Origin of the sequence: Microcystis sp. BLCC-F209 (assembly GCF_041928595.1) — a bacterium.
Taxonomy (GTDB): domain Bacteria; phylum Cyanobacteriota; class Cyanobacteriia; order Cyanobacteriales; family Microcystaceae; genus Microcystis.
Genome location: NZ_JBHFLL010000060.1, coordinates 1 through 5,213 on the forward strand (window position 1 = coordinate 1; position 5,213 = coordinate 5,213).

Sequence of the window (5,213 nt, forward strand, 5' to 3'; positions counted from 1 at the left end):
GCGCCGGAGAGATGTTGTGGCAATGTTGTGTTGACGTGGAGTGTTCAACAAAAAAAGCCGCCCTGTGGGGCGGCTGTGTGTGTGTTGATGGTTGCGGGGGTTGGATTTGAACCAACGACCTTCAGGTTATGAGCCTGACGAGCTACCGGGCTGCTCCACCCCGCGCCATCTGAGGGGCACCGTGTGGGGTGCCTTGAAAGCAAAAACGCGCCGCGCCGGTTTAGCGCGACGCGTGTTGCGTATCTGACAATGTGAATGGGTTTTTCCGATTACACCGGCTTCAATGCCTGGCGACGACCTACTCTTCCAGTGCTTGAGCAATAGTACCATCGGCGCAGTCAGGTTTCACGGCCGAGTTCGGGATGGGATCGGGTGGGTCACTGACGCTATGGTCACCAAGCAATGAAGCAGGTGTAATTGGGTATCAAATCGATGCGTGCACCAAGGCTTTGAGGATCAACCTCAATGATCAGCAGAGCTGTCATTGATGGTGGGACTCATCAAGCGCGAATAGGACAATTAGTACTGGTTAGCTCCACACGTTACCGCGCTTCCACATCCAGTCTATCAAGGTGGTGGTCTACCACCGTCCTAAGAAATCTTATCTTGAGGGAGGCTTCCCGCTTAGATGCTTTCAGCGGTTATCCCGTCCATACATAGCTACCCAGCTGCGCTCTTGGCAGAACGACTGGTACACCAGAGGTATGTTCAACCCGGTCCTCTCGTACTAGGGTCAACTCCTCTCAAATTTCGACGCCCACGGCAGATAGGGACCAAACTGTCTCGCGACGTTCTGAACCCAGCTCACGTACCACTTTAATTGGCGAACAGCCAAACCCTTGGGACCTGCTCCAGCCCCAGGATGTGATGAGCCGACATCGAGGTGCCAAACGATTCCGTCGATATGAGCTCTTGGGAATCATCAGCCTGTTATCCCCGGCGTACCTTTTATCCGTTGAGCGATGGCCCTTCCACGAGGGACCACCGGATCACTATGACCGACTTTCGTCTCTGCTCGACTCGTCAGTCTCGCAGTCAGGCTGGCTTATGCCATTGCACTCTAACGATCGGTTTCCAACCGATCTGAGCCAACCTTCGCACGCCTCCGTTACTCTTTAGGAGGCGACCGCCCCAGTCAAACTACCCGCCACAGAGGGTCCCTGAACCGGATAACGGTTCGAGGTTAGACATCAGAAATCAACAGGGTGGTATTTCACCGTAGGCTCCACACCAGCTGGCGCCAGTGCTTCAAAGCCTCCCACCTATGCTACACAATTAATTCCTAATGCCACTCTGAAGCTGCAGTAAAGGTGCACGGGGTCTTTCCGTCTAACCGCGGGTACTCCGCATCTTCACGGAGAATTCAATTTCGCTGAGCATGTCCTGGAGACAGTGGGGAAGTCGTTACGCCATTCGTGCAGGTCGGAACTTACCCGACAAGGAATTTCGCTACCTTAGGACCGTTATAGTTACGGCCGCCGTTTACCTGGGCTTCGTTTCGGAGCTTGCACCCCTCCACTTAACCTTCAGGCACCGGGCAGGCGTCAGGCCCTATACGTCGTCTTGAAGCCGACTTAGCAGAGCCCTGTGTTTTTGCTAAACAGTCGCTACCCCCTGGCCTGTGCCCCCTGCTACTGGTTGCCCAGAAGCAGGGCCTCCTTCTTCCGAAGGTACGGAGGCAATTTGCCGAGTTCCTTCAGGACACTTCTCTCAAGCGCCTTGGTATACTCTACCTGACCACCTGTGTCGGTTTCGGGTACGGTCTATACGGTGGAGCTATTTCCTGGAACCCCTTCGAAGCATGTCCAATCCGATAAGGACATACAACACACGGGATCCGTCACTACCACCAGGCCCACGAATATTAACGTGGTTCCCATCGACTACCCCCTTCGGGCTCGTCTTAGGGGCCGGCTCACCCTGCTCAGATTAGCTTTAAGCAGGAACCCTTGGTCTTTCGGCGAGAGGGCATCTCACCCTCTTTATCGCTACTCATGTCTGCATTCGCACTTCCGATACCTCCACCGTCGGTTACCCTTCGGCTTCGCAGGCTTACGGAACGCTCCGCTACCGCGTGTAGTAAACTACACACCCTAAGCTTCGGTGCATCACTTTAGCCCCGTTACATTTTCGCCGCAGGAACCCTTATTTAGACCAGTGAGCTGTTACGCTTTCTTTAAAGGATGGCTGCTTCTAAGCCAACCTCCTGGCTGTTTTGGGATTCCCACATGCTTTCCCACTTAGTGATGACTTGGGGACCTTAGCTGTAGGTCAGGGCTGTTTCCCTTTTGACGACGGACCTTAGCACCCGCCGTCTGTCTCCTGGATAGTACTCCTAGGTATTCGGAGTTTGGTTAGTATTGGTACAGCTCGCGCCGCCCGCAACCATCCAGTGCTCTACCCCCTAGGGTATTCGTCCAAGGCTCTACCTCAATAGATTTCGCGGAGAACCAGCTATTTCCCGGCTTGATTGGCCTTTCACCCCTAAACACAACTCATCCGATAATTTTTCAACATTAAACGGTTCGGTCCTCCAGTGAGTGTTACCCCACCTTCAACCTGGTCATGCCTAGATCGCCGGGTTTCGGGTCTAATGCATCAAACTAAGTCGCCCTATTCAGACTCGCTTTCGCTGCGCCTACACCTAACGGCTTAAGCTTGCTTGATACACTAAGTCACAGACCCATTATGCAAGAGGTACGCGGTCACACCTTAAAGATGCTCCCACTGCTTGTAGGCGTTCGGTTTCAGGTACTGTTTCACTCCCCTCATCGGGGTGCTTTTCACCTTTCCCTCACGGTACTAGTTCGCTATCGGTCATGTACGAGTATTTAGGCTTGGAGGGTGGTCCCCCCATGTTCAGACAGGGTTTCACGTGCCCCGCCCTACTCGAGTCCTTCTTCATCACTTTCGCATACGGGACTGTCACCCGCTATGGTCAGCCTTTCCAGACTGTTCTGCTAGTTGAAAAGAAGGCACTGGCCTGGTCCGCGTTCGCTCGCCACTACTAACGGAATCTCGGTTGATGTCTTTTCCTCCGGGTACTGAGATGTTTCAGTTCTCCGGGTTCGCTTCACGAAGCCTATTTTATTCAGCTAAGTGATACCTGTTTCTCGATTACTCCAACAATGAACAAGTCATCGTAGGAATAATCGGGATAGGTGGGTTTCCCCATTCGGAAATCGTCGGGTCAAAGTTTGCTCACAACTCACCGACGCTTATCGCAGCGTGCCACGTCCTTCATCGCCTGTACATGCCAAGGCATCCACCAAACGCCCTTACCTCACGCTTGAGAGTCCACACCACCAATGACAACCCTGGATCGGTCAAACGACCGACACGAAACTCGGCAGAGCAGAGTTGCATGGTTTTCTTGGTGTGGTTGATTATCTCAGCCTTGATGTTCGGTGCCGATCATCCAGCTGCGTCAGCTGAACATCGAACACCTCACGGCATCGATTTGAAAAACCCATTCACAATGTCAAAGACGCGAACGCCGTCGTAACGGCTTCGCTTACCGCTGCTCGAAGCAGCGGATCTGATGATCCTCATCACTGGATTTGCTTAAGAGCACCGCGCACGCCGCAGCCGTCAGTCGCAGCAAAGCTGCGCCTTGTGGCTGCGCTTTTCTGCGCTGGCCGTCCTTGTTTTGATGCGAACTAGCTGCGCTAGCTCGTCTTCAAAACTGCGGATTGGTGGAGCCTATCGGGATCGAACCGATGACCTGATGCTTGCAAAGCAACCGCTCTCCCAGCTGAGCTAAGGCCCCCTACCAAATCGTCCGGCGAATGGTGGGCCGAGTAGGAGTTGAACCTACGACCTCACGCTTATCAGGCGTGCGCTCTAACCACCTGAGCTACCGGCCCCCATGCCAGGCCCGGCTGACCCGAAGGCCGCAGGCGGCAGAAGCCAGCTCAGGCAACCAGCCTTGCGGCTGGTATCCAGTGATGAAGGGACATGAGGACGGCGGCTATGTTCTTTGGAATGGGAGGAAGCTCTTCTCGATCCGTAGATCGAGCGCTTTCCGCCGCTATCCTTAGAAAGGAGGTGATCCAGCCGCAGGTTCCCCTACGGCTACCTTGTTACGACTTCACCCCAGTCGCTAAGCCCACCGTGGTCGCCTGCCTCTCTTGCGAGTTAGCGCAACGCCTTCGGGTGAACCCAACTCCCATGGTGTGACGGGCGGTGTGTACAAGGCCTGGGAACGTATTCACCGCGGCATGCTGATCCGCGATTACTAGCGATTCCGCCTTCATGCTCTCGAGTTGCAGAGAACAATCCGAACTGAGACAACTTTTGGAGATTAGCTCACCCTCGCGGGATTGCTGCCCACTGTAGTTGCCATTGTAGCACGTGTGTAGCCCAGCGCGTAAGGGCCATGAGGACTTGACGTCATCCCCACCTTCCTCCGGCTTATCACCGGCGGTTCCTTTAGAGTACCCAACTAAATGATGGTAACTAAAGGCGAGGGTTGCGCTCGTTGCGGGACTTAACCCAACATCTCACGACACGAGCTGACGACAGCCATGCAGCACCTGTGTTCCAGTCCCCGAAGGGAAGAAATCCATCTCTGGAAATCGTCCGGACATGTCAAACGCTGGTAAGGTTCTGCGCGTTGCTTCGAATTAAACCACATGCTCCACCGCTTGTGCAGGCCCCCGTCAATTCCTTTGAGTTTTAATCTTGCGACCGTACTCCCCAGGCGGATAACTTAATGCGTTAGCTGCGCCACCCAAGCACCAAGTGCCCGGACAGCTAGTTATCATCGTTTACGGCGTGGACTACCAGGGTATCTAATCCTGTTTGCTCCCCACGCTTTCGCACCTCAGCGTCAATACCAGTCCAGTGAGCCGCCTTCGCCACTGGTGTTCTTCCGAATATCTACGAATTTCACCTCTACACTCGGAATTCCACTCACCTCTCCTGGATTCAAGCGATGCAGTCTTAAAGGCAATTCCGGAGTTGAGCCCCGGGCTTTCACCTCTAACTTACAAAGCCGCCTACGTGCGCTTTACGCCCAGTAATTCCGAATAACGCTAGCTCCCCTCGTATTACCGCGGCTGCTGGCACGAAGTTAGCCGGAGCTTATTCTCCCGGTACTGTCATTATCATCCCGGGTAAAAGAGCTTTACAACCCTAAGGCCTTCATCACTCACGCGGCATTGCTGGATCAGGCTTTCGCCCATTGTCCAATATTCCCCACTGCTGCCTCC

Annotated in this window: 3 tRNA genes and 3 rRNA genes; all 6 read right to left on the reverse strand. The window is 54.2% G+C overall.

Annotated elements, in window-relative coordinates:
- Window positions 1-88: 88 nt before the first annotated feature.
- Window positions 89-165, reverse strand: a tRNA-Met gene (locus tag ACE1AQ_RS03875).
- A 120-nt stretch (window positions 166-285) separates the two neighbouring features.
- A 5S ribosomal RNA gene (gene rrf / locus ACE1AQ_RS03880) occupies window positions 286-400 on the reverse strand.
- A 99-nt stretch (window positions 401-499) separates the two neighbouring features.
- Window positions 500-3,292: ribosomal RNA gene (locus ACE1AQ_RS03885) — 23S ribosomal RNA — on the reverse strand.
- A gap of 401 nt (window positions 3,293-3,693) precedes the next feature.
- Window positions 3,694-3,769: transfer RNA gene (locus tag ACE1AQ_RS03890), tRNA-Ala, on the reverse strand.
- A 20-nt stretch (window positions 3,770-3,789) separates the two neighbouring features.
- A tRNA-Ile gene (locus tag ACE1AQ_RS03895) sits at window positions 3,790-3,866 on the reverse strand.
- Window positions 3,867-4,040: 174 nt separating this feature from the next.
- Window positions 4,041-5,213: ribosomal RNA gene (locus ACE1AQ_RS03900) — 16S ribosomal RNA — on the reverse strand; the annotation flags it as partial.